This is a genomic window from Pseudomonas sp. RIT-PI-AD (genome assembly GCF_025642785.1).
In the GTDB taxonomy this organism is placed as follows: Bacteria; Pseudomonadota; Gammaproteobacteria; order Pseudomonadales; family Pseudomonadaceae; genus Pseudomonas_T.
In genome coordinates, this window is the sequence record NZ_JANZKU010000010.1 from 123,809 (window position 1) to 146,098 (window position 22,290).

Annotated in this window: 21 protein-coding genes; 18 read left to right on the forward strand and 3 right to left on the reverse strand. The window is 68.3% G+C overall.

Going from position 1 to position 22,290, the window contains the following annotated elements:
* The first annotated feature begins 21 nt into the window (after positions 1 to 21).
* The 9 genes from prlC to OGL92_RS11340 all read left to right on the forward strand — a co-directional run bounded on the left by prlC (position 22) and on the right by OGL92_RS11340 (position 11,527).
* The gene (gene prlC, locus OGL92_RS11300; RefSeq protein WP_263143701.1) at positions 22 to 2,085 is read left to right on the forward strand and encodes an oligopeptidase A; all 2,064 of its coding nucleotides are present in this window, start codon (positions 22 to 24) and stop codon (positions 2,083 to 2,085) included.
* Positions 2,082 to 2,366, forward strand: a complete 285-nt coding sequence (locus tag OGL92_RS11305; RefSeq protein ID WP_263143702.1) for a YheV family putative zinc ribbon protein — start codon at positions 2,082 to 2,084, stop codon at positions 2,364 to 2,366. The genes prlC and OGL92_RS11305 overlap by 4 nt, the downstream gene beginning before the upstream one ends.
* A 288-nt stretch (positions 2,367 to 2,654) precedes the next feature.
* Positions 2,655 to 3,398 carry a gluconate 2-dehydrogenase subunit 3 family protein gene (locus OGL92_RS11310; RefSeq protein WP_263143703.1) on the forward strand — a complete coding sequence of 248 codons (744 nt, stop codon included), beginning with the start codon at positions 2,655 to 2,657 and terminating at the stop codon, positions 3,396 to 3,398.
* A gap of 2 nt (positions 3,399 to 3,400) precedes the next feature.
* On the forward strand, positions 3,401 to 5,185 hold the full coding sequence (locus OGL92_RS11315) for a GMC family oxidoreductase (protein WP_263143704.1): 1,785 nt from the start codon (positions 3,401 to 3,403) through the stop codon (positions 5,183 to 5,185).
* Between the two features lie 11 nt (positions 5,186 to 5,196).
* Positions 5,197 to 6,507, forward strand: a complete 1,311-nt coding sequence (locus OGL92_RS11320) for a cytochrome c (RefSeq protein ID WP_263143705.1) — start codon at positions 5,197 to 5,199, stop codon at positions 6,505 to 6,507.
* A gap of 227 nt (positions 6,508 to 6,734) precedes the next feature.
* Positions 6,735 to 7,733 (forward strand): bile acid:sodium symporter family protein, encoded by a 999-nt coding sequence (locus tag OGL92_RS11325; protein ID WP_263143706.1) that lies wholly within the window; start codon positions 6,735 to 6,737, stop codon positions 7,731 to 7,733.
* Between the two features lie 95 nt (positions 7,734 to 7,828).
* A complete protein-coding gene (locus OGL92_RS11330) occupies positions 7,829 to 8,890 on the forward strand; it encodes a PA0069 family radical SAM protein (RefSeq protein WP_263143707.1) in 1,062 nt (353 codons plus the stop codon).
* 243 nt (positions 8,891 to 9,133) lie between these two features.
* On the forward strand, positions 9,134 to 9,856 hold the full coding sequence (locus tag OGL92_RS11335; protein ID WP_263143708.1) for a carbonic anhydrase: 723 nt from the start codon (positions 9,134 to 9,136) through the stop codon (positions 9,854 to 9,856).
* Between the two features lie 129 nt (positions 9,857 to 9,985).
* Positions 9,986 to 11,527, forward strand: a complete 1,542-nt coding sequence (locus OGL92_RS11340) for a SulP family inorganic anion transporter (protein ID WP_263143709.1) — start codon at positions 9,986 to 9,988, stop codon at positions 11,525 to 11,527.
* Positions 11,528 to 11,552: 25 nt separating this feature from the next.
* Here the strand turns inward: OGL92_RS11340 and OGL92_RS11345 are convergent, their stop codons facing one another.
* Positions 11,553 to 12,209, reverse strand: coding sequence for a hypothetical protein (locus tag OGL92_RS11345; RefSeq protein WP_263143710.1), 657 nt, complete (start codon positions 12,207 to 12,209; stop codon positions 11,553 to 11,555).
* A gap of 434 nt (positions 12,210 to 12,643) precedes the next feature.
* Here OGL92_RS11345 and coxB point away from each other — a divergent pair, with 434 nt between their 5' ends.
* From coxB to OGL92_RS11365, 4 genes are all read left to right on the forward strand, one after another.
* Positions 12,644 to 13,768, forward strand: a complete 1,125-nt coding sequence (gene coxB / locus OGL92_RS11350) for a cytochrome c oxidase subunit II (protein ID WP_263143711.1) — start codon at positions 12,644 to 12,646, stop codon at positions 13,766 to 13,768.
* 106 nt (positions 13,769 to 13,874) lie between these two features.
* Positions 13,875 to 15,398, forward strand: a complete 1,524-nt coding sequence (ctaD, locus tag OGL92_RS11355) for a cytochrome c oxidase subunit I (RefSeq protein ID WP_263143740.1) — start codon at positions 13,875 to 13,877, stop codon at positions 15,396 to 15,398.
* Positions 15,399 to 15,439: 41 nt separating this feature from the next.
* Positions 15,440 to 15,988 carry a cytochrome c oxidase assembly protein gene (locus OGL92_RS11360; protein ID WP_263143712.1) on the forward strand — a complete coding sequence of 183 codons (549 nt, stop codon included), beginning with the start codon at positions 15,440 to 15,442 and terminating at the stop codon, positions 15,986 to 15,988.
* A gap of 58 nt (positions 15,989 to 16,046) precedes the next feature.
* Complete coding sequence (locus OGL92_RS11365) at positions 16,047 to 16,934, forward strand: cytochrome c oxidase subunit 3 (protein ID WP_263143713.1); 888 nt, start codon at positions 16,047 to 16,049, stop codon at positions 16,932 to 16,934.
* 40 nt (positions 16,935 to 16,974) lie between these two features.
* Here the strand turns inward: OGL92_RS11365 and OGL92_RS11370 are convergent, their stop codons facing one another.
* Positions 16,975 to 17,178 (reverse strand): twin transmembrane helix small protein, encoded by a 204-nt coding sequence (locus OGL92_RS11370; RefSeq protein WP_263143714.1) that lies wholly within the window; start codon positions 17,176 to 17,178, stop codon positions 16,975 to 16,977.
* A 71-nt stretch (positions 17,179 to 17,249) separates the two neighbouring features.
* On the opposite strand from OGL92_RS11370, the gene OGL92_RS11375 reads away from it, so the two are divergent.
* From OGL92_RS11375 to OGL92_RS11395, 5 genes are all read left to right on the forward strand, one after another.
* Complete coding sequence (locus tag OGL92_RS11375) at positions 17,250 to 17,978, forward strand: SURF1 family protein (RefSeq protein ID WP_263143715.1); 729 nt, start codon at positions 17,250 to 17,252, stop codon at positions 17,976 to 17,978.
* Positions 17,953 to 18,537 carry a hypothetical protein gene (locus OGL92_RS11380; protein WP_263143716.1) on the forward strand — a complete coding sequence of 195 codons (585 nt, stop codon included), beginning with the start codon at positions 17,953 to 17,955 and terminating at the stop codon, positions 18,535 to 18,537. The genes OGL92_RS11375 and OGL92_RS11380 overlap by 26 nt, the downstream gene beginning before the upstream one ends.
* An 88-nt stretch (positions 18,538 to 18,625) precedes the next feature.
* The gene (locus OGL92_RS11385) at positions 18,626 to 19,705 is read left to right on the forward strand and encodes a COX15/CtaA family protein (RefSeq protein WP_263143717.1); all 1,080 of its coding nucleotides are present in this window, start codon (positions 18,626 to 18,628) and stop codon (positions 19,703 to 19,705) included.
* A 28-nt stretch (positions 19,706 to 19,733) separates the two neighbouring features.
* Complete coding sequence (gene cyoE, locus OGL92_RS11390) at positions 19,734 to 20,630, forward strand: heme o synthase (RefSeq protein WP_263143718.1); 897 nt, start codon at positions 19,734 to 19,736, stop codon at positions 20,628 to 20,630.
* 82 nt (positions 20,631 to 20,712) lie between these two features.
* Positions 20,713 to 21,348, forward strand: a complete 636-nt coding sequence (locus tag OGL92_RS11395) for an SCO family protein (protein WP_263143719.1) — start codon at positions 20,713 to 20,715, stop codon at positions 21,346 to 21,348.
* Positions 21,349 to 21,469: 121 nt separating this feature from the next.
* Here the strand turns inward: OGL92_RS11395 and OGL92_RS11400 are convergent, their stop codons facing one another.
* The gene (locus OGL92_RS11400; protein ID WP_263143720.1) at positions 21,470 to 22,246 is read right to left on the reverse strand and encodes a MetQ/NlpA family ABC transporter substrate-binding protein; all 777 of its coding nucleotides are present in this window, start codon (positions 22,244 to 22,246) and stop codon (positions 21,470 to 21,472) included.
* Positions 22,247 to 22,290: the final 44 nt, after the last annotated feature.

Sequence of the window (22,290 nt, forward strand, 5' to 3'; positions counted from 1 at the left end):
TTCCGTACGCAGGTGAATGCCGTGACTGCCCGCAATCCCCTTCTGCAAGACTTCGACCTCCCCCCCTACGCCGAGATTCGCCCGGAACACGTCGAGCCGGCCATCGCGCGCATCCTCGCCGACAGCCGCGCCGCCCTCGGCCCCCTGCTGGAAAGCCAGCGCGAGCACCCCAGCTGGAACGGCCTGGTGCTGGCGCTGGACGAACTGGGCGAGCGCCTGGGCCGCGCCTGGAGCCCGGTGAGCCACCTCAACGCGGTGTGCAACGGTGCCGAACTGCGCGCCGCCTATGAAGCCTGCCTGCCGATGCTGTCGGAATACTGGACCGAACTGGGCCAGAATCGCGCGCTGTTCCAGGCCTACGAGGCGCTCGCCAGCAGCCCGGAGGCCGAGGGTTTCGATGTGGCGCAGAAGACCATCCTCGAACACGCCCTGCGGGATTTCCGCCTATCCGGCATCGACCTGCCGGAAGCCGAGCAGAAGCGCTACGGCGAAATCCAGATGAAGCTCTCCGAACTGACCAGCGCTTTCTCCAACCAGTTGCTCGACGCCACCCAGGCCTGGACCAAGCACGTCACCGACGAGGCCGCGCTGGCCGGGCTCACCGACTCGGCCAAGGCGCAGATGAAACAGGCGGCCGAGGCCAAGGGCCTGGACGGCTGGCTGATCACCCTGGAGTTCCCCAGCTACTACGCGGTGATGACCTACGCCGACGACCGCGGCCTGCGCGAAGAGCTGTACGCCGCCTACTGCACCCGCGCTTCCGACCAGGGGCCGAATGCCGGCCGCTTCGACAACGGTCCGCTGATGGCGCAGATCCTCGACCTGCGCCAGGAGCTGGCGAAGCTGCTCGGCTTCGACAACTTCGCCGAGCTGAGCCTGGCGACCAAGATGGCCGAGTCCAGCGAGCAGGTGCTGAACTTCCTGCGCGACCTGGCCCGCCGCAGCAAGCCGTTCGCCGAGCGCGACCTGGTGGAGCTGCGCGCCTTCGCCGCCGAGCAGGGCTGCGACGACCTGCAGAGCTGGGACGTCGGCTACTACAGCGAGAAGTTGCGCGAGCAGCGCTACAGCATTTCCCAGGAAGCCCTGCGCGCCTACTTCCCGGTCGACAAGGTGCTCGACGGGCTGTTCGCCCTCGTGCAGCAGCTCTACGGCATCGAGATCGCCGAGCTGCACGACTTCGAGAGCTGGCACCCGGACGTGCGCCTGTTCGAGATCCGCGAGAACGGCGAGCACGTCGGGCGTTTCTTCTTCGACCTCTACGCCCGCGCCAACAAGCGCGGCGGCGCCTGGATGGACGGCGCCCGCGACAAGCGCCGCACGGCGCGCGGCGAACTGGTCAGCCCGGTGGCCAACCTGGTGTGCAACTTCACCCCGCCGGTGACGAATGCGGCGGGCGAGGCGCAACCGGCGCTGCTGACCCACGACGAAGTGACCACCCTGTTCCACGAGTTCGGCCACGGCCTGCACCACCTGCTCACCCGCGTCGAGCACGCCGGCGCGTCCGGGATCAACGGGGTGGCTTGGGACGCGGTGGAATTGCCCAGCCAGTTCATGGAGAACTGGTGCTGGGAGCCGGAGGGCCTGGCGCTGATCTCCGGGCATTACCAGACCGGCGAGGCGCTGCCCCGGGACCTGCTGGACAAGATGCTGGCGGCGAAGAACTTCCAGTCCGGCTTGGGCATGCTGCGCCAGCTGGAGTTCTCGCTGTTCGACTTCGAGCTGCATGCCACCCACGGCGACGGGCCCAGCGTGCTGGAGGTGCTCGAAGGCATCCGCGACGAGATGTCGGTGCTGCGGCCGCCGGCCTACAACCGCTTCCCCAATAGCTTCGCGCACATCTTCGCCGGCGGTTACGCGGCGGGTTACTACAGCTACAAGTGGGCGGAAGTGCTGTCCGCCGACGCCTTCTCCAAGTTCGAGGAAGACGGCGTGCTCAACCCGCAGACCGGCCGCGCCTTCCGCGACGCCATCCTGGCCCGCGGCGGCTCCCAGGCGCCGATGCTGCTGTTCGTCGACTTCCGCGGCCGCGAGCCGAGCATCGACGCGCTGCTGCGCCACCTGGGCCTGAGCGCGGAGGCGGCATGAGCGAGGCCGAGGCGCCGAAGAAACGCTTCATCGCCGGTGCCGTATGCCCGGCGTGCAGCGCCCAGGACACCATCCGCATGTGGAGCTTGGACGATGTGCCGCACCGCGAGTGCGTCGCCTGCGGCTACGCCGACACCCTCAACGCCCAGGGCCAGTCGGTGCCCAAGGAGTTGACCACCCGGGTCAATGCCAGCGCCCTGAAGAAGCCCGCCGACCCCAAGGTGCAGCCGGTGCAGTTCTTCCCCAACCCCAAGTTGAAGAAGCCCGACGGGCAGGCCTGAACGGCGCTTTTGCGCCGATGGTCGCCCACGGCGCGTGCGGCCCGGCGCTCGCCGGCCGCCGGACAACGCCCGCTCCTGGCGTCCGCGGGCGGCCCATGGGCACGCTCGCGTCCCCTGGCGGGGCGATGATGTTGAACCTCCTGCATTTGTAACCAGTCTTTACGATAGTCGCCGGACGCCCAGTCCAGGCAACGCGCTGGTTTTCGCCGTTCCAGGGCGCACCGTACGCCCGTAGAAAACCGGTCAATCACACCGAACAGACCGTGTTCGCCAGATAGGTAGTGCCCCATGTCAGCCGACGACGACATTCGCGATTCCCGGCGCGATTTCCTGCGTAAGTCCCTCACCCTGATCCCGGTGGTCACCGTCGCCGGCAGCGGATTGGGCGCCGCGCTTCCCGCGCTGTCCGCCGATCCGGTGGCGGCCCGCGACACCCCGGTGGCGCCGCCGGCGGAGGCCTATCGGCCGACCTTCTTCACCGCCGAGGAATGGGCCTTCGTCAAGGCCGCCGTGGCGCGCCTGATCCCGGCCGACGCCAACGGCCCTGGCGCCCTGGAGGCCGGCGTGCCGGAATTCATCGATCGGCAGATGAGCACGCCCTACGCCACCGGCGCCAACTGGTACATGCAGGGGCCGTTCGTGACGGACGCGCCGGTGGAGTTCGGCTACCAGCTCAAGCTGGTGCCGCGGGACATCTACCGCCTGGGCATCGCCGCGGCGGATGCCTGGTGCCGCACCCAGTACGGCAAGGTCTTCGCCGAGCTGGACGGCGCCCGCCAGGACGAAGCCCTGGGGCTGCTCGAGGCCGGCAAGGCCGAGTTCGACGCGCTGCCGGCCAAGGTGTTCTTCGCCTACCTGCTGACCAACACCAAGGAAGGCTTCTTCTGCGACCCGATCCACGGTGGCAACAAGGGGCTGGTGGGCTGGACGCTGATCAACTTCCCCGGCGCCCGCGCCGACTTCATGGATTGGGTCGAGCGCGGCGAGCGCTATCCCCTGCCACCGGTGTCGATTCGCGGGGAGAGGGCATAGCCATGGCCAAGACGATGAAGAAAGCCGACGTGGTGATCGTCGGGTTCGGCTGGACCGGCGCGATCATGGCCAAGGAACTGACCGAGGCCGGTTTGCAGGTGGTCGCCCTGGAGCGCGGGCCGATGCGCGACACCTACCCCGACGGTTCCTACCCCCAGGTGATCGACGAACTCACCTACAGCATCCGCAAGAAGCTCTTCCAGGACCTGTCGCGGGAGACCGTGACCATCCGCCACGGCCTCGACGACGTGGCCCTGCCGAACCGCCAGCTCGGCGTCTTCCTCCCCGGCGACGGGGTGGGCGGCGCGGGCCTGCACTGGTCGGGCGTGCACTTCCGGGTCGACCCGGTGGAACTGCGCCTGCGCAGCCACTACGAAGAGCGCTACGGCAAAGGCTTCATCCCCGAAGGCATGACCATCCAGGACTTCGGGGTCAGCTACGAGGAGCTGGAGCCCTATTTCGACTACGCCGAGAAGGTCTTCGGTACCTCCGGCCAGGCCTGGACGGTAAAGGGCCAGAGGGTCGGCGAAGGCAAGGGCGGCAATCGCTTCGCCCCGGACCGCTCCGACCATTTCCCGCTCGCCTCGCAGAAGAACACCTATTCCGCGCAGCTGTTCCAGAAGGCCGCGACGGAGGTGGGCTACAGCCCCTACAACCTGCCTTCGGCGAACACCTCCGGGCCCTATACCAACCCCTATGGCGTGCAGATGGGGCCGTGCAACTTCTGCGGCTTCTGCAGCGGCTACGCCTGCTACATGTACTCCAAGGCCTCGCCCAACCTGAACATCCTGCCGGCGCTGCGCCAGGTGCCGAATTTCGAGCTGCGGCCCAATTCCCACGTGTTGCGGATCAACCTCGACAGCAGCGGCCGCAAGGCCACCGGGGTCACCTACGTGGACGCCCAGGGCGGCGAGGTGGAGCAGCCCGCCGACCTCGTCATCCTCGGCGCCTTCCAGTTCCACAACGTGCGCCTGATGCTGCTCTCCGGTATCGGCCAGCCCTACGATCCGAAGACCGGCGAAGGCGTGGTGGGGCGTAACTTCGCCTACCAGAACATGGCCACCATCAAGGCCTACTTCGACAAGGACGTGCACACCAACCCCTTCATCGGCGCCGGCGGCAACGGTGTGGCGGTGGACGATTTCAACGCCGACAACTTCGACCACGGCCCCCATGGCTTCGTCGGCGGCTCGCCGTTCTGGGTCAACCAGGCCGGCACCCGGCCCATCGGCGGCATCTCCAATCCGCCCGGCACGCCGGCCTGGGGCAGCGCCTGGAAAAAAGCCACCGCCGACTACTACACCCACCAGCTGTCGATGGACGCCCACGGTGCGCACCAGTCCTACCGCGACAACTACCTGGACCTGGATCCGACCTACAAGGACGCCTACGGCCAGCCGCTGCTGCGCATGACCTTCGACTGGAAGGAAAACGACATCCGCATGAATCAGTTCATGGTCGGCAAGATGCGCCGCATCGCCGAGGCGATGAACCCCAAGGCCCTGGCGGTGATGGGCAAGCAGCCGGGCGATCGCTTCAACACCCAGAGCTACCAGACCACCCACCTCAACGGCGGGGCGATCATGGGCACCGACCCGAAGACCAGCGCGGTCAATCGCTACTTGCAGAGCTGGGACGTGCACAACGTCTTCGTGCCCGGCGCCTCGGCGTTCCCCCAGGGCCTCGGCTACAACCCCACCGGCCTGGTGGCGGCGCTGACCTACTGGGCGGCGCGGGCGATCCGCGAGCAGTACCTGAAGAACCCCGGCCCGCTGGTGCAGGCGTGAGGAGCATGGCCATGAAAACCTTCGCTGCCACCGCGCTCGCCCTGCTGCTCGGCACCCCGGCCTTCGCCGAGGAGGCGGACCCGGCGCTCGTCGCCCAGGGCGAATACCTGGCCCGCGCCGGCGACTGCGTCGCCTGCCACACCGCCAAGGACGGCAAGCCGTTCGCCGGCGGCCTGCCGATGGAGTCGCCGATCGGCACCCTCTACTCCACCAACATCACCCCGGACAAGACCGGCATCGGCGACTACAGCTTCGAGGACTTCGACAAGGCGGTGCGCCACGGCATCGCCAAGGGCGGCGGCACGCTCTACCCGGCGATGCCCTACCCGTCCTACGCGCGGGTCAGCGACGACGACATGCGCGCGCTCTACGCCTACTTCATGCACGGCGTGCAGCCGGTGGCGCAGGACAACCGCGACAGCGACATTCCCTGGCCGTTGTCGATGCGCTGGCCGCTGACGATCTGGCGCTGGCTGTTCGCCCCGGACGTCGAGCCTTTCGCCCCGCTGCCCGGCCAGGATACGGTGGCCGCGCGCGGCGCCTACCTGGTGGAAGGGCTCGGCCACTGCGGCGCCTGCCATACGCCGCGCGCCTTCAGCATGCAGGAAAAGGCCCTGAGCACCGCCGACGGCGACCTGTTCCTGTCCGGCAGCGCACCGCTGGAGGGCTGGATCGCCAAGAGCCTGCGCGGCGACCATAAGGACGGCCTGGGCGGTTGGAGCGAGGCGCAACTGGTGGCCTTCCTCAAGACCGGGCGCAGCGAGCGCAGCGCGGTGTTCGGCGGCATGTCCGACGTGGTGGTGCACAGCATGCAGTACCTGCGCGACGACGACCTCACCGCCATCGCCCGTTACCTGAAGGCCTTGCCGCCGCGCAATCCCCAGGACGCGCCCCACGTCTACGACCGCCAGGTGGCGGACGCTCTGTGGAAGGGCGACGACGGCCGCCCCGGCGCCGCGGTCTACGTGGACAACTGCGCCGCCTGCCACCGCACCGACGGCCAGGGCTACGCGCGGGTGTTCCCGGCCCTGGCGGGCAACCCGGTGGTGCAGACCGAGGACCCCACCTCGCTGATCAGCCTGGTGCTCAAGGGCGGAACCCTGCCGGCGACCCATGCCGCGCCGTCCAGCTTCACCATGCCGGGCTTCGGCTGGCGGCTGTCGGACGAACAAGTGGCCGAGGTGGTCAGCTTCATCCGCAGCAGCTGGGGCAATCGGGGCGACGCGGTGCATGCCAAGGACGTGGCGCACCTGCGCGACCAGGGTTCCGCGCGCACCTCTGGCGACGATCTGGGGCAGGTCACCCCGCACACCGGCGGATGAGCGGTGGGGTCGGCCCGACAGGCCGCCCCCGCCTCCGTACGAAGCCGAGGCGCTCGGTGGCGCGCCGCTCCAAGGACGCCCACGGCCCATGGATCGCGTGCCTCGCCGAGCAAGAACCGGCGCGGAGGATGTCCGTTCGGCGACAGTCCTCGGCTTTCCAGCGTTAGCCGGCCGTGGGCGGGGCGCGTTAAAGTGCGCGGACGTCCCTCGCTCAGGTTCTTCGCGCCATGGCCCGTCCCCGTCTGCTTCCCGATAATTTCACCCTGATCCTGGTCGGCGTGGTGCTGCTGGCCAGCCTGCTGCCATGCAGCGGCGCGGTCGCGGTGGGCTTCGGCTGGGTGACCAACTTCGCCATCGGCCTGCTGTTCTTCCTGCATGGCGCCAAGCTCTCGCGGGAGGCCATCATCGCCGGCGCCACCCACTGGCGCCTGCATCTGGTGATTTTCGCCTGCACCTTCGTGCTGTTCCCGCTGCTCGGCCTGGCCCTCAAGCCGCTGCTGTCGCCCTGGGTCACCCCCGAGCTGTACACCGGCATCCTCTACCTGTGCGCGCTCCCGGCCACGGTGCAATCGGCCATCGCCTTCACCTCCCTGGCGCGCGGCAACATCCCGGCGGCCATTTGCAGCGCCTCGGCTTCCAGCCTGTTCGGCATCTTCCTCACGCCGCTGCTGGTGGCCCTGCTGCTGGACGCCCACGGCCAGGGCGGCTCGATGCTGGACGCCATGCTGAAGATCGTCCTGCAACTGCTGGCGCCCTTCATCGCCGGCCAGCTGCTGCGGCGCTGGATCGGCGCCTGGGTCGCGCGCAACAAACACTGGCTGCGCTACGTCGACCAGGGGTCGATCCTGCTGGTGGTCTACACCGCCTTCAGCGCCGCGGTGATCGAGGGCCTGTGGAGCGAGGTGCCGCTGCCGGCGCTGTTCGCTCTGTTGTGCAGTTGCGTGCTGATCCTCGCCCTGGCGCTGTTCGCCACCACCTGGTTCGCCCGGGTGCTGGGCTTCGCCAAGGAAGACGAGATCACCCTGGTGTTCTGCGGCTCGAAGAAAAGCCTGGCCAGCGGCGTGCCCATGGCCCAGGTGCTGTTCGCCGGCGGCTCCATCGGCGCGGTGATCCTGCCGCTGATGCTGTTCCACCAGATCCAGCTGATGGTCTGCGCGGTGCTCGCCCAGCGTTATGCCCGGCGCGCGCCGGACCCTCAAGACGAACGGCTGTCCGCGCCGCGTTGAGCGCGGGCGGCGCGTCCGCCGGTCCGCGGGCGCTTGCCGGCATCCGGCGCTGCGAATACTGTATATGCGAACAGTATCCCTCGCGAGCTCTCGTCATGCCGAGCCTTCCCCCGCCGCCCCGTGGCCGTGGCACCGCCAGCAACCCCCACAACCGCTTCGCGCCCACCCGCTCGGTACCCAGCGACGACGGTTGGTACGAGGAGGTGCCGAAGGCCTGCGTCACCGAGGTGCGGCTGGAGACGGCGAAAAGCATCATCAGCCGCAACCAGTCGCCGGACCTGCCCTTCGATCGCTCGCTGAACCCCTACCGCGGCTGCGAGCACGGCTGCATCTACTGCTACGCGCGGCCCAGCCACGCCTACTGGGACCTGTCGCCGGGGCTGGACTTCGAAACCCGGCTGATCGCCAAAACCAACGCGGCGGCCCTGCTCGAACAGCAGCTGTCCAAGCCCGGCTACGTCTGCGCGCCGATCAACCTGGGGGCTAACACCGACCCCTACCAGCCCATCGAGCGCGAGCACCAGCTGACCCGCCGTTGCCTGGAAGTGCTGCTGCGCTATCGCCACCCGGTCACCCTGGTGACCAAGGGTTCGCTGATCCTGCGCGACCTCGACCTGATCAGCGAACTGGCCGAGCAACGCCTGGTGGCGGTGATGATCAGCCTGACCAGCCTCGACGACGACCTCAAGCGCATCCTCGAACCCCGGGCGGCGGCGCCGTTCGCGCGCCTGCGGGCCATTCGCGTGCTGCGCGGCCAGGGGGTGCCGGTGGGGGTGCTGTGTTCGCCGATGATCCCGATGGTCAACGACATGGAGCTGGAGCGCCTGCTGGAAGCCGCACGCGACGCCGGCGCGCAGAACGCCGCCTACATGCTGCTGCGCCTGCCGCGGGAAGTGGCGCCGCTGTTCGAGGAGTGGCTGGCGACGCACTACCCGCAGCGCGCCGAACACGTGATGAGCCTGATCCGCCAGTGCCGCGGCGGGGAAACCTACGACAGCCGCTTCGGCCACCGGATGCGCGGCGAAGGCCCTTTCGCCGACCTGCTGGCGCAGCGTTTCGCGGTGGCGATCAAGCGGCTGGGGCTGAACCGCCGCGACGGCTACGCCCTGGATTGCAGCCGCTTCGCCCCGCCCGGTGGGCAACTGTCGCTGCTGTAGCGCCGTGGCCTGCCGCTGGATAAGCCCTTGCGGGGCTGGCATGCTGGCCAATGGCGATCGCGTGGAAACATGCGGATAAACCTTGAACCGCTCGCCCTAGAGCGTTCCGTTCAGTTTCGCTTAAGCTTCTGGCCGTATGTTGACCCGGCAGTGGGGGCCGGCTCCGGCGACCCGCTGCGTTCGTCAGAAGCGTGAGCGACATGGGATCGTTTCTTCCGCAAGTCATGCAAAAGAGGTAGGGACATGAGCGACAACACTCCTTCGGGCGCGGCCCCCGTCGAGGCGGAGAACGCCGAAACAGCCTTGCAAACCATCGTCGAAGGCTTCCTGCGCTTTCGTCACGAGGTGTTTCCCGAGCAGGAAGAACTCTTCAAGAAACTCGCCACCGCGCAACAGCCGCGGGCGATGTTCATCACCTGCGCGGACTCGCGCATCGTTCCCGAGCTGATCACCCAGAGCGCCCCCGGCGACTTGTTCGTCACCCGCAACGTCGGCAACGTGGTGCCGCCCTACGGGCAGATGAACGGCGGCGTCTCCACCGCCATCGAATATGCCGTCCTCGCCCTGGGCGTGCAGCACATCATCGTCTGCGGCCATTCCGACTGCGGCGCGATGAAAGCGGTGCTCGCCCCGGCGACCCTCGAGCGGATGCCCACGGTGAAGGCCTGGCTGCGCCACGCCGAGGTCGCCCGGACCGTGGTGGCGGACAACTGCACCTGCGCCGAGCACGAAGTCCTCGGCGTGCTCACCGAGGAAAACGTGGTCTCGCAACTGGATCACTTGCGCACCCACCCGTCGGTGGCCTCGCGCCTGGCCAGCGGCCAGTTGTTCATCCACGGCTGGGTCTACGACATCGAGACCTGCGCGATCCGCGCCTATGACGCCGAGCGTGGCGAATTCCGCCCGATCGACGGCGATCACCCGGTGCCGATGGCGACCCCCCGACCGCGCTACAGCCCTTCCTAGCCGGTCATCCAACGCCCGCTGCAGTCACGCCGGGCCGGACAAGACTTCCCACCGTTTCGCCTGCCCGACGCCCCGTCCCCGCGCGCGTCGAGATCCGTCATGTGCCTAGAACGTGCAGGAGCCTTCATCATGCTCGAACACTTGAAAAACACCCTGCCCCGCGACGCCCTCGCGTCGGTGGTGGTCTTCCTCGTCGCCCTGCCGCTGTGCATGGGCATCGCCATCGCTTCCGGCATGCCGCCGGCCAAGGGCCTGGTCACCGGTATCGTCGGCGGCCTGGTGGTCGGCTGGCTGGCCGGTTCCCCCCTGCAGGTCAGCGGCCCGGCGGCCGGCCTGGCGGTGCTGGTCTTCGAACTGGTGCGCAACCATGGCCTGGCCATGCTCGGGCCGATCCTGCTGCTCGCCGGGCTGCTGCAACTGCTCGCCGGGCGTCTGCGCCTGGGCTGCTGGTTCCGCGTCACCGCCCCGGCGGTGGTCTACGGCATGCTCGCCGGCATCGGCGTGCTGATCGTGCTCTCACAGGTCCACGTGATGCTCGATGCCACGCCCCAGGCCTCCGGGCTGGCCAACCTACTGGCGTTCCCTGGCGCCCTGGGCGAGGCCTTGCCGGTGATGGGCGCCGGCCTCGGCCTCGACGCCGCCCTGCTCGGCCTGGGCACTATCGCGCTGATGGCCGGCTGGGACCGGCTGCGCCCGCAACGCCTGCGGTTCCTTCCCGGCGCCCTGCTGGGCGTCAGCCTCGCCACCGGCGTCAGCCTATGGCTCGGCCTGGACGTCAACCGGGTACAGGTGCCGGCCAACCTTGGCGAGGCCATCGACTGGCTGCGTCCCGCCGACCTGCTGCGTCTGGCCGACCCCAGCCTGTTGCTCGCCGCCGTGGCGGTGGCCTTCATCGCCAGCGCCGAGACCCTGCTGTCCGCCGCCGCGGTGGACCGCATGCATGACGGCGCGCGCTCGAACCTGGACCGCGAACTCGCCGCCCAGGGCGTCGGCAACATGCTCTGCGGCGTGCTCGGCGCGCTGCCGATGACCGGCGTGATCGTGCGCAGCTCGGCGAACGTGCAGGCCGGCGCGCGCACCCGCCTGGCGGCGATCCTGCACGGCGCCTGGCTGCTGGCGTTCGTCATGCTATTGCCGGGGGTGTTGCAGAGCATTCCGGTGGCCAGCCTGGCCGGGGTGCTGGTCTATACCGGCTTCAAGCTGGTCGACCTCAAGGCGCTGCGCGGGCTCGGGCGCTACGGGCGGATGCCGATGTTCATCTACGCGGCCACCGCGCTGAGCATCGTCTGCAGCGACCTGTTGACCGGCGTGCTGGTGGGCTTCGGCCTGACCCTGGCGAAGCTGGCCTGGAAAGCGTCGCGGCTGAAAGTCAGCCTGGTCTACCGCGAGGCCGATCGCGCCGAGCTGCGGCTGATCGGCGCCGCCACCTTCCTCAAGGTGCCCCTGCTGGCCAAGGTGCTGGAGTCGGTGCGCCCCGGCACCACGCTGTACGTGCCGCTGGAGCACCTGAACTACATCGACCACGCCTGCATGGAACTGCTGGAGGACTGGAGCCGCGCCGCCGCCGCCAGCGGGTCGCGCCTGGTGATCGAGCCGCACGCCCTGAAACGGCGCCTGGAGGGCCGCCTGCGCACGGCCAGCGGCCTCGGCGCGGCGAAGCCGGCCGCCTGAACCGGGGCGGGCGTCCGCCCTCGGCTCAGCCCAAGGCCACCCGCGGCTCCAGTTGCAGCTCCACGCCCAGCCTGCGCGACAGGCAGGGCCAGCGTTTCCAGGCCGCTTCGGTGTGGGGGTCGCTCAGGCGCTCCCGATAGCGCTGCACCGAGTCCTGGGCGAAGGTGTCCGCCTCGAGCATGCCCTCCACCGCGTGGCGCACGGCCTCGTCCAGTTGGTTGGCGAAGGCCTCGCCGATCAACTGGTGGGCGATCAGGTTGGCCACCGTGGTGTCCAGCGGGATCAGCGGTTGCCCGAGGTGAGCGATGTAGCGGTCGTTCACTTCCTCCACCAGGCGATGCGCCAAGTAGGCTTCGTCGAGCAGGCCGTCGAGCCCCTCGTGGCCGGCCATCAGCGCCGGCGGTTGCAGGAAGAACTGCTCGGCGACCTTCAGGATCGGCTTGATCCGATCCTCGATGCCGGCCTCCAGCGCCACCTCGGCCGCGGCGTCGAGCAATTCCGGTACTTCGTCCACATAGGCCGCCACGAACGCCGCCAGGGCCGCGTGGGGGTTTTCCGGCGGCAGGCGGATGGCCGGGTGCAACCCCTCCCACTGGGCTTCGAGCCGCCGGGCCAGGTGGCCGGTCTCGGCTTCGTGGCGATGGGCATGCTGGATGAGCTCGCGCAGGGCGGCGGTGTTCATGGGGACTCCTCGGGACGGTTGGACGAATGAGTGAACGGCGTACGACGCCGCCCTGCCAGCCTGAGGTCACGTCGGCGGGGGTATCGCTCGCGGTGGGCGCGAGCGCTCGGGACGGCGGACCCGGACAGCAACACACCATAGCTGGCGTCCCGGATTGTCTCAGATTCGATTCGCATAACCCCGCGGCCGGGGCGGAAAACCCGCTATATGGCGAACGCCGGCGACCCGTGGCGCTGGGATTGCGCGCTCCTGGGTGGTTCACGTTGCCAGGGTGAAGTCGCCGTCTATACTCGGTTTCGAAAGGCAGTACCTGATGAGTCCGACTTGCGCGTATGCGCTGAGCGTTCGGCCGTCGAAGCCAGCCGTATCGACAGTCGCTCCCTTAGCCGCAGGCGCAGCCGGCGGGATAACAAGAACGATAAGGGGAACCCGCAATGATGCGACATCCAAGGGTCTGGATGGGCCTTCCGTTGTGGCTGACAGGCGCATCCGCCGAGGCGGCCTGGACGGTGAACATGGCACCCGGCGCCACCGCCGTGAGCCGGTCCGTCTTTGATCTGCACATGACCATCTTCTGGATCTGCGTCGTCATCGGCGTGCTGGTGTTCAGCGCGATGATGTGGTCGATGCTGATGCACCGCCGCGCGACCGGCCAGCAACCCGCGCACTTCCACGAAAGCACCGTGGTCGAGGTGCTGTGGACGGTGGTGCCGCTGGTGATCCTGGTGCTGATGGCGATACCGGCGACCAAGACCCTGATCGAGATCTACGACCCCAGCGAATCCGAACTGGACGTGCAGATCACCGGCTACCAGTGGAAGTGGCACTACAAGTACCTGGGCCAGGACGTCGAGTTCTTCAGCAACCTGGCCACGCCGGCCGACCAGATCCACAACAAGGCGGAAAAGGACGAGCACTACCTGCTGGAGGTGGACCAGCCGCTGGTGGTGCCGGTGGGCACCAAGGTGCGCTTCCTGATCACCGCCACCGACGTCATCCACTCCTGGTGGGTGCCGGCCCTGGCGGTGAAGAAGGACGCCATCCCCGGCTTCATCAACGAATCCTGGACGCGCATCGACAAACCCGGCATCTACCGCGGCCAGTGCACCGAGCTGTGCGGCAAGGACCACGGCTTCATGCCGGTGGTGGTGGAAGCCAAGTCCAAGGAAGACTTCGCCACCTGGCTGGCCGGCAAGAAGGCCGAGGTGGCCCAGCTCAAGGAACTGACCGACAAGGAGTGGACTCAGGACGAACTGATCGCCCGCGGCGACAAGGTCTACCACACCACCTGCGCTGCCTGTCACCAGCCCGAAGGGCAAGGCCTGCCGCCGATGTTCCCCGCCCTGAAGGGCTCGAAGATCGTCACCGGACCCAAGGAAAAACACCTGAGCACGGTGTTCCACGGCATACCCGGCACGGCGATGGCGGCGTTCGGCAAGCAGCTCTCGGAAGTCGATATCGCCGCGGTGATTACCTACGAGCGCAATTCCTGGGGCAACGCCGACGGCGACATGGTCACCCCGAAGGACGTGCTGGCCCTGAAACAATCCGAGGAGTGACGAGATGAGCGCAGTGATCGAGCCCGGTCATCCGGGCAGCCTGGAGCCGGGCCATGGCCACCCGGAACATGCCGGCCACGTCCCCTACGGTCCCGCCAAGGGCCTGATGCGCTGGGTGCTGACCACCAACCACAAGGACATCGGCAGCCTGTACCTGTGGTTCAGCTTCACCATGTTCCTGCTCGGCGGCTCCTTCGCGATGGTCATCCGCGCCGAGCTGTTCCAACCGGGGTTGCAGATCGTCGAGCCGGCCTTCTTCAACCAGATGACCACCATGCACGGGCTGATCATGGTCTTCGGCGCGGTGATGCCGGCCTTCGTCGGCCTGGCCAACTGGATGATCCCGTTGATGATCGGCGCGCCGGACATGGCCCTGCCGCGGATGAACAACTTCAGCTTCTGGCTGCTCCCGGCGGCCTTCGGCCTGCTGGTCAGCACCCTGTTCACCGCCGGCGGCGGACCCAACTTCGGCTGGACCTTCTACGCGCCGCTGTCCACGACATACGCACCGGAAAGCGTCACCTACTTCATCTTCGCCATCCACCTGATGGGCATCAGCTCGATCATGGGCGCGATCAACGTCATCGCCACCTTGCTCAACCTGCGCGCCCCGGGCATGACCCTGATGAAGATGCCACTGTTCTGCTGGACCTGGCTGATCACCGCGTTCCTGCTGATCGCGGTGATGCCGGTGCTCGCCGGCGTGGTGACCATGATGCTGATGGACATCCACTTCGGCACCAGCTTCTTCAACGCCGCCGGCGGCGGCGACCCGGTGCTGTTCCAGCACGTGTTCTGGTTCTTCGGCCATCCCGAGGTGTACATCATGATCCTGCCGGCGTTCGGCGCGGTCAGCTCGATCATCCCGGCGTTCTCGCGCAAGCCGTTGTTCGGCTACACCTCGATGGTCTACGCCACCGCCAGCATCGCCTTCCTCTCCTTCGTGGTCTGGGCGCACCACATGTTCGTGGTCGGCGTGCCGCTGGTGGGCGAGCTGTTCTTCATGTACGCCACCATGCTGATCGCCGTGCCCACCGGGGTGAAGGTGTTCAACTGGGTCTCCACCATGTGGCAGGGCTCGCTGACCTTCGAGACGCCGATGCTGTTCGCCGTGGCCTTCGTGATCCTGTTCACCATCGGCGGCTTCTCCGGGCTGATGCTGGCCATCGCCCCGGCGGACTTCCAGTACCACGACACCTACTTCGTGGTGGCGCACTTCCACTACGTGCTGGTGCCCGGGGCGATCTTCGGCATCTTCGCCTCGGCGTACTACTGGCTGCCGAAGTGGACCGGCTACATGTACGACGAGACCCTCGGCAAGCTGCATTTCTGGATGAGCTTCATCGGCATGAACCTGGCGTTCTTCCCGATGCACTTCGTCGGCCTCGCCGGCATGCCGCGGCGCGTTCCGGACTACAACCTGCAGTTCGCCGACTTCAACATGGTGTCGTCCATCGGCGCCTTCACCTTCGGCGCCACCCAGTTGCTGTTCCTGTTCATCGTCATCAAGTGCATCCGCGGCGGCAAGCCGGCCCCGGCGAAACCCTGGGACGGCGCCGAGGGCCTGGAATGGACGGTGCCCTCGCCGGCGCCCTATCACACCTTCAGCGTTCCGCCGGACGTGAAATGAACGGGCGACGCGATCGGCCGTCCGCCACGGCGGAGACGGCCATGGGCGACTCGATCCCCCTGCGCCGCCTGGTCGGGCGCCTGTCGCTGGCGGTGGTGGCGATGTTCGGTTTCGGCTTCGCCCTGGTACCGGTCTACGACGTCATGTGCAAGGCCCTGGGCATCAACGGCAAGACCGCCGGCTCGGCCTACGAAGGCACCCAGGCGACGGACGAGACGCGGGAGATACGCGTGCAGTTCCTCGCCACCAACGCCGCCGGGATGTCCTGGGAATTCCGCCCCAAGGCGGACGACCTGAAGGTGCGGCCGGGGGCCAGCAACGAGATGCTGTTCGTCGCCTACAACCCCACCGACCGGCCGATGACCGCCCAGGCGATCCCCAGCGTGGCGCCGGCGGAAGCGGCGGCCTATTTCCACAAGACCGAATGCTTCTGCTTCACCCAGCAAGTGTTGCAACCGGGCCAGCGCATCGAGATGCCGGTACGTTTCATCGTCGACCGCGAACTGCCCAAAGACGTGTTTCACCTGACCCTGGCGTACACCCTGTTCGACGTCACCGCGCGCAAGCCCCCGGTGGCCCAAGTGCAGTGAACGGACGGCAGGCACGCCCCTCCAGGCTGCGCTCGCCCTCGAGAGAAGGAGAACAAGAATGGCAAGCCATGAGCACTACTATGTCCCGGCGCAGAGCAAGTGGCCGATCGTCGCCACCCTCGGCCTGCTGATCACCGTCTACGGCCTGGGGACCTGGTTCAACGACCTGAAGGCCGCCCGCGACGCTTCCCACGGGCCGCTGATCTTCTTCGTCGGCGCGCTGTTCATCGCCTACATGCTGTTCGGCTGGTTCGGCGCGGTGGTCAAGGAAGGCCGCGCCGGGCTCTACAGCGCGCAGATGGACCGCTCGTTCCGCTGGGGCATGACCTGGTTCATCTTCTCGGAAGTGATGTTCTTCGCCGCCTTCTTCGGCGCGCTCTTCTACATCCGCATGTGGGCCGGCCCCTGGCTCGGCGGCGAGGGCGCGAAGGGCGTGGCGCACATGCTCTGGCCGAACTTCCAGTACAGCTGGCCGCTGCTGCACAACCCCGACCCGAAACTCTTCCCGCCGCCCAAGGGGGTCATCGACCCCTGGCACCTGCCGCTGGTGAACACCATCCTGCTGGTCTCCTCCAGCTTCACCGTGACCCTCGCCCACCACGCGTTGAAGCGCGACGACCGGGGTCGGCTGAAGCTCTGGCTGGCGCTGACGGTGCTGCTCGGGCTGTGCTTCCTCGGCCTGCAGGTGACCGAATACGTGGAGGCCTACCACGCGTTGGGGCTGACCCTCGGCTCGGGGGTCTACGGCGCCACTTTCTTCATGCTCACCGGTTTCCACGGCGCCCACGTGACCATCGGCGCGCTGATGCTGGGGATCATGCTGGTGAGGGTGCAGCGCGGGCATTTCACTGCCGGCCAGCATTTCGGCTTCGAGGCGGCGAGTTGGTACTGGCACTTCGTCGACGTGGTCTGGCTCGGCCTGTTCATCTTCGTCTATGTGCTCTGAGGCGCGTCCGATGGAGCGGTCCCGGGCGCGGCCAGGGGGCTCACCAGGCCGCGTGGGAGATCAATTGGCCGCTGTAGAAGCCCCAGGCGATCAGGCCGACGGTGGCGGCGGTGAGCACCACCCGCAGGGTCAGCGCATTGACCACCCGCGAGCCGCGGCCTTCGTCCTTGACCAGGAAGAACAGGCCGCTGAACAGGCTGACCAGGGTGGCCAGCAACATGAGCAAGATCGCCGCCTTGAGCATGGGAACGTCCTCGGGTTCGGGAGGGGTTCCCGCAGTATAGCCAGCCCTCCGTGGGCGCCGGCGGGCGCGCCATGAAGGGCTTCCGCCCCGGCCTCGCGCCGACCCTGGCGCTGCTGGCGCTGCTGCCGGCATTGCTCGGCCTGGGCGCCTGGCAACTGGCCCGCGCCGAGGAGAAGCGCGCCCTGCTCGCCGCCTACGAGGTGCGCCGCCAGGCCGAACCGCTGCCCCTGGACGCGGCGCTGCGCCTGCCGGACGCGGCCTACCAGCGAGTGCGCCTGCGCGGCCGCTTCGACGCCGCGCACAGCCTGCTGCTGGACAATCGCACCCGCGAGGGCCAGCCCGGCGTCGAACTGCTGCAACCCTTCGAGGACCTGGACAGCGGCCATTGGGTCCTGCTCAACCGCGGCTGGCTGCCCTGGCCGGACCGGCGCCAGCCGGTGCGGTTCGAGACGCCGGAGCGGCCGCTGGAACTGACCGCCTGGATCTACCTACCGCCGGGCGCCGCCTTCGAGCTCAAGCACGTCGAAGGCCAGGGCTGGCCGCGGCTCGTCAACCGGGTCGACGCCGCCGCCCTGTGGCCCACCCTGGCGCGCCAGGGCCTGCCTTACGAAATCCGTCTCGACGCGGGACCCGCCGCCCTGCGCGCCGACTGGCCGGTGGTCGCCATGGGCCCGCAGACCCACGAAGGCTATGCGGTGCAATGGTTCGCCATGGCCTTCGCGCTCGTTCTTCTCTACGTCTATCTCGGCTTGCGCCGTGCCCGGGAGGTGCTCGATGAACCCCAGTCTGCCCCTGTCTGAACACCGTCCCAGCCTGCCGCGGGGGCGCGGTCGCTGGCAGTTGATCGCCCTGCTGGCGATGGTGATTGGGCCGATGCTGCTGGCGTCGGCCATGTACCACTGGCGCTTCTGGGTGCCCGAGGGGCGCAGCTTCCACGGCGTGCTGCTGGGCGACGGGCAGACCCGCGTCGACATCGGCGTGGAGGGCGCGGCGGAGTCGCGCTGGCAACTGCTGGTCACCAGCGCCGACGACTGCCCCGAGGCCTGCCAGCGGCTGGTCTACCTGGCCCGGCAGATCCACATCGGCCTCGGCCGCGACGCATCCCGGGGCAGCCACGCCCTGGCCAGCGCCGCGGCGCCGACGGCGGCGTACCGGCAGACCCTGGAGCGCGAATACCCGCAGCTGCGCCGCTATGGGCTGGACCCGGCGCGCTACCGCCAGGGCGGCGGCGAGGGCGCGCCCTCCCTGTGGATTCTCGACCCCCACGGCAACCTGGTGCTGCGCTATCCCGCCGACGTCGACGGCAAGCGGGTGCTCGACGATCTGCGTCACCTGTTGAAACTGTCGAAGATCGGCTGAGCGTCGGCGACCCGTCCGGGGCGCGGCGAGATCGTCGGAGCAAAACCCCGGCGCGGCCGGTCAGAGAGCCTGATTGCGAGGAGAGTCCATGTCAGCCACGTCCCGTCCCGGTTTCCTGCTGGCCTGCGCCGCCACCCTGCTGGCGCTGCTGGTGGTGCTGCTGGGCGCCTACACCCGGCTCACCCACGCTGGCCTCGGCTGCCCGGACTGGCCGGGGTGCTACGGCTTCATCCACGTACCGGCGACCGAGGCGCAATTGGCCCACGCCGAGGCGCGCTTCCCGGACGCGCCGGTGGAGGCCCACAAGGGCTGGAACGAAATGATCCATCGCTACTTCGCCGGCAGCCTCGGGCTGCTGGTGCTCGGGCTGGCCGCGCACGCCCTGCGCCGCCGCGGTCGCGACGGGCAACCGCTGAAGCTGCCGCTGCTGGTGCTCGCGGTGATCGTCGCCCAGGCCGCCTTCGGCATGTGGACGGTGACCCTCAAGCTCTGGCCGCAAGTGGTCACCGCTCACCTGCTCGGCGGTTTCGCCACCCTCGGCCTGCTGTTCCTGCTGGCCCTGCGATTGTCCGGGCGCGTTCCCGCCCAAGCGCCGTACGCGCCGCGCCTGCGCGTCCTCGCTGCGGCGTGCCTGGCGCTGGCGATCGGGCAGATCGCCCTGGGCGGCTGGGTCAGTTCGAACTACGCGGCCATGGCCTGCATCGACCTGCCCACCTGCCAGGGCCGATGGTGGCCGGACATGGATTTCGCCGCGGGCTTCAACCTGACCCAGCACATCGGCCCGAACTACCTCGGCGGCCAGCTCGACAGCGAGGCGCGCACCGCCATCCACCTGAGCCATCGGCTCGGCGCGGCGCTGCTCAGCCTGGCCCTGCTGACCCTCGCCTGGCGCCTCTGGCGGCATCACCTGGCCGGCCATGCCGGTCTGTTGCTGCTGGTGCTGGCGCTGCAGGTGGGCCTGGGGCTGAGCAACGTACTGTTCCACCTGCCGCTGCCGGTGGCGGTCGCCCATAACGGCGGCGGCGCCCTGCTGCTGCTCAGCCTGATCCTGGTGAACTACCGGCTCGCCGCCCACCGGCCGCGGGTGGCGGCCACCGACGACGCGCTCCGCCGCGACCCGCGCTGGCTGCCGCTGGACGATACGCCGCCGCGAAGCCGCGTGGCCTGAGACGAAGACCAATGACGAGGAGAACGCCATGGCTACCCTATTGAGCGAAAGCGGCCGCGCCGGCTGGCGCGATTACCTGGAGCTGACCAAGCCGAAGGTGGTGGTGCTGATGCTGATCACCTCCCTGGTGGGCATGTTCCTCGCCACCCGCGCCGGGGTGCCCTGGAGCGTCCTGCTGTTCGGCAACCTGGGCATCGCCCTGTGCGCCGGTTCCGCGGCGGCGGTGAACCACGTGGTCGACCGCCGCATCGATTCGCTGATGGCGCGCACCCACAAGCGGCCGCTGGCGGAGGGCCGGGTGTCGCCCTATGCCGCCCTGGGCTTTGCGTTGCTGCTGGCGCTGGCCGGGCAGGCGCTGCTGCTGGCCTTCACCAACCCGCTCACCGCCTGGCTGACCCTGGCCTCGCTGCTCGGCTACGCGGTGATCTACACCGGTTTCCTCAAGCGCGCGACGCCGCAGAACATCGTCATCGGCGGGGTGGCCGGGGCCGCGCCGCCGCTGCTCGGCTGGGTGGCGGTGACCGGCCAGGTGAGCGCCGAGCCCCTGCTGCTGGTGCTGATCATCTTCGCCTGGACCCCGCCGCACTTCTGGGCGCTGGCGATCCATCGCAAGGCGGAATACGCCAAGGCCGACATCCCCATGCTGCCGGTCACCCATGGCGAGCACTACACCAAGGTGCACATCCTGCTCTACACCCTGGCGCTGTTCGCCATCAGCCTGATGCCCTACGTCATCCACATGAGCGGCGTGCTCTACCTGGCCTGCGCCATCGGCCTGGGCGCGCGCTTCCTGCACTGGGCCTGGGCGCTTTACCGCGACAGCCGGCCGCAGGTGGCCATGGGCACCTTCAAGTACTCGATCGCCTACCTGTTCCTGCTGTTCATCGCCCTGCTGGTCGACCATTACCTGCTGCTGAACCTATGATGACCCGCTCCGTCCGCTGGCCGCGCCGTCGCGGCCTTCGACGACGACCGCATCACTTCACCGATCGAGTAAGCCAACGCCCATGACCCGTGTGCAGAAAACCGTCTTCATCCTCGTCGCCATCGTCGCCCTGGTGATGGGCCTCACCCTGTACAAGGCCCTGAGCACCCAGCACCGCCAGGACCCCACGCAGTTGCTGGATGCCGGCATCGTGCTGCTGCCGCAGAGCCGCAGCCTGCCCGAGCTGAGCATGACCGACCAGGACGGCCAGCCGCTGCGGGTGGACCGCCTGACCGGGCGCTGGAGCCTGCTGTTCTTCGGCTACACCTTCTGCCCGGACATCTGCCCGACCACCCTGGCGCAGCTGCGCCAGCTCAAGGGCATGCTGCCCGCCCAGACCCGCGACCGCCTGCAGGTGATGCTGGTCAGCGTCGACCCGAACCGCGATACGCCGCCCCAGCTCAAGCAGTACCTGGGTTATTTCGACCCGGCGTTCAAGGGCGTCACCGGCGACCTCGACACCCTGCAGAAATTCGCCAACGCGGTGAGCATCCCGTTCATCCCCGGCGACACCAGCAAGCCCAACTACACCGTCGACCACAGCGGCAACCTGGTGATCATCGGCCCGGACGGCACCCAGCGCGGTTTCATCCGCGCCCCGCTGGACAACGAGAAACTGCTCAAGCAGTTGCCCAGGCTGGTCGACAGCGAGGGATGAGGCCACCCGGGCGCCGCGGCCACCAAGCCCGTCGCGACACACCGCCAAGCCCTGGGCCATCCGAAGCCCGCGCATGAAAAAGCCCGCTACCTGAGCGGGCTTTTTCGTGGCCGCGAACGGCTCAGAACGCCGGCACCACCGCACCCTTGTATTTTTCCAGGATGAACTGCTTCACCTCGGGACTGTGCAGCGCCTTGGCCAGCTTCTGCACCGCCTCGCTGTCCTTGTTGTCCTCGCGGGACACCAGGATGTTCACGTAGGGCGATTCGGCGCCCTCGATGGCCAGCGCGTCCCGGGTCGGGTTCAGCTTGGCTTCCAGGGCGTAGTTGGTGTTGATCAGCGCCAGGTCGACCTGGGACAGCACCCGCGGCAGGGTCGCCGCTTCCAGTTCGCGCACCTTGATGCCTTTCGGGTTGCCGACGATGTCCTTGGGCGTGGCCAGGATATCGGTGGCGTCCTTGAGGGTGATGACACCGGCCCTGGCCAGCAGCAGCAAGGCGCGGCCGCCGTTGGTGGCGTCGTTGGGGATTACCACCGAGGCACCCTGGGGCAGGTCTTCCAGGCGCTTGAACTTGCTCGAATAGGCGCCGAAAGGCTCGACGTGCACGCCGGCCACGCTGACCAGTTGCACCGCGTCCTTGTGGCTCTTGTTGAACTCGTCCAGGTAGGGCTGGTGCTGGAAGAAGTTAGCGTCCAGGCGGCCCTGGGCCACTTGCACGTTGGGCTGGACGTAGTCGGTGAACACCTTGACCTCCAGCTCCACGCCTTGCTTGGCCAGTTGCGGCTTGAGGAATTCGAGGATTTCCGCGTGGGGCACCGGGGTCGCGGCGACTTTCAGGGCTTCCCCGTGGGCGGAGACGGCCACCAGGGTGGCGAGGGCGGCCAGCAGTTTTTTCATGTTCGGACTCCTACTCGATAAGGCGCGGGCGCGACGGCGCCCAC